This window comes from Streptomyces alkaliphilus (genome assembly GCF_014141535.1).
Taxonomy (GTDB): Bacteria; Actinomycetota; Actinomycetes; order Streptomycetales; family Streptomycetaceae; genus Streptomyces; species Streptomyces alkaliphilus.
This window is the reverse complement of the sequence record NZ_VKHT01000855.1, coordinates 1-2,184: the sequence shown is the minus strand read 5'-3', so window position 1 is coordinate 2,184 and position 2,184 is coordinate 1. Positions and strand designations below refer to the sequence as shown.

Below are 2,184 nucleotides of genomic sequence, written 5' to 3'. Positions count from 1 at the left end.
GAGGGGGACGGGGCGGCTTCGCTCCGCGACAACGGACCGGGTCGGGTGCGGCGGTGGCCGCACCCGACCCGGGTCGGTGCTGCGGGCGACGGGGTCGCCGGGGTGGATCGGTGGGTGGTTCAGCGGACCTCGTCGACGTCAACCAGATCGACGCGGATGCCGCGTCCACCGAGAGCGCCGACGACGGTGCGCAGGGAGCGGGCGGTCCGGCCGTTGCGGCCGATCACCTTGCCGAGGTCGTCCGGATGGACCCGGACCTCCAGAACCCTTCCCCGCCGCAGGGTGCGCGAGGCGACCTGAACCTCGTCGGGGTGTTCGACGATGCCCTTCACCAGGTGCTCGAGGGCCTCCTCGAGCATGCTCAGGCCCCGGCCGACTCGTCCGCGCCGGACTCGGCGTCGGCGGCCTTGTCGCTCTTCTTCGCCTTCGGGGTGATGGCCTCACCCTTGGCGTCCCCACCGGCGCCCTCGGTGACGGCCTCGAAGGGCACGCGCTCCGACTTCGGCTCGGCGACCTTCATCGGCTCCGGCGCCGGCAGGCCCTTGAACTTCTGCCAGTCGCCGGTGACCTTGAGGATGGCGAGCACGGGCTCGGTCGGCTGCGCACCGACACCGAGCCAGTACTGCACACGCTCGGAGTCGACCTCGATGCGGGAGGGGTTCTGCACCGGGTGGTACAGGCCGACCTCCTCGATCGCGCGGCCGTCACGACGGGTGCGGGAGTCGGCGACGATGATGCGGTAGTGCGGCGACCGGATCTTGCCCAGACGCTTCAGCTTGATCTTGACTGCCACGACTGTGGTGTCTCCTGGAGTTGACGTGGGTGGGCCGTGATGGTCCGCCGCGTGGGGTTGCGACGCCCGGGGCCCTACGGACGCGTCAGCCGGAGGAGAGAGGGGTCCTGTACGGCCGGCGAGTTCAGCGGCCCATTCTGCCACACCGGACGTCTCCTCCCGAACGAGCCGGTAACCGCACCCGCGGGAGGGTGCGGACCATCGGGGCCGGGCCGTACGGCGGAGCGGGCCGGGGCGGTGATCGGCGCCCCGACGGAACAGCCGTCGGGGCGCCCGGGGGACTTCAGGCCGCGGCGGTGACGGGCTCGGCCGCACCGGCGATGCGGAACGGCTTGTTGCAGGCTCCGCAGACGATGGGGGCCTGGGCGAGCACCGAGGGGACGACCCGGACGTTGCGCCCGCAGTCACAGACGGCCTTGACCCGCACACCGCCACCGGAGGAACCGTGGCGCGCGGCCGGCCCCCGGAAGCTGCGCTTGGTGTCGGCGGCGGTGGCGGCGAGGTGCGCGGACAGGGCCCGTTGCAGGCGTTCCGCGGTCCGGCGGTAGCGACGACGGGTGGCGGCGTTCATCACCACCAGGGAGAAGCCGCTACTGGGATGGGGTTCCTCCAGGTGCTCCAGTCCCAGTTCCTCGGCGATCGCCAGGAATCGCCGATTGTGGTAGCGCCCCGCCCGGGATGTGTCACGGACCCCCCGGGCGGCCGCGATGCCGTGCACCGCCTCGTGGAGCAACCGCTCGAAGGAGAGTTGGGCGCCGCAGGCTGAGGAGGACTCCCCGATCAGGGATTCGGGTGCCGCCAGGTCGGGAAGCTCGGGATGATGGCGCTGGATGTCGGACCAGGCAAGTGCCAGCTCGGCGGCGAGGACAGGTGGTGTCGTGCTCACGTCGGGATTAACGACTCGGCCCCCCGGGGTGTTCCGATTGTGGAGAAAGTCTCCGATTTTGAACTTACCGGTCAGTACATGACGAGGTGTGGGTATCCCGGACGGAAGGCCGGCAAGGGATGAAAAGACCCCTCCCGAAACATTCCGCCGAGGAAGCGGGGAGTCACGGGGCGGGATGAAGCCGAACCCCACGGGGAACGGAGTGGGCACGCCGGCGGACCGATCGCGGCAGGGTCGCGACGACCGCGGTCTCCCGACCCGGGTGGTGACGACCCCGGGATCGGATCCCGGGCCTCCGGCCCCGGCCGTCACGGACCGCCGTCGGGTGCTCCCCGACGCCGTCCCACGCTTTTCCCCTGCCGTCACCAACGGGCCCCCCGGCCTCGACACGTGCCGTGCTGTGGCGCCCCGAACCCCGTCGGGGCGTTCGCCGGGAGGGCGGACCCCCGATCAGTACGCGCGCGCCACGACGGCCAGCGTACCCGGAGCGTCGTCGGCCCCGGGG

General features: G+C 71.8%; 3 protein-coding genes. All 3 read right to left on the bottom strand.

Features of this window, described 5'->3' with window-relative positions:
• Window positions 1-119: 119 nt before the first annotated feature.
• Window positions 120-359 carry an RNA-binding protein gene (locus FNQ90_RS20495; RefSeq protein WP_143623946.1) on the bottom strand — a complete coding sequence of 80 codons (240 nt, stop codon included), beginning with the start codon at window positions 357-359 and terminating at the stop codon, window positions 120-122.
• A gap of 2 nt (window positions 360-361) precedes the next feature.
• Window positions 362-793: a 30S ribosomal protein S16 gene (rpsP, locus tag FNQ90_RS20490; RefSeq protein WP_143623944.1), complete on the bottom strand. Its 432-nt coding sequence runs from the start codon at window positions 791-793 to the stop codon at window positions 362-364.
• A gap of 283 nt (window positions 794-1,076) precedes the next feature.
• Entirely contained in the window at window positions 1,077-1,679 is a 603-nt protein-coding gene (locus FNQ90_RS20485; RefSeq protein WP_182607708.1) for a hypothetical protein, read from the bottom strand.
• Between the last annotated feature and the right edge of the window lie 505 nt (window positions 1,680-2,184).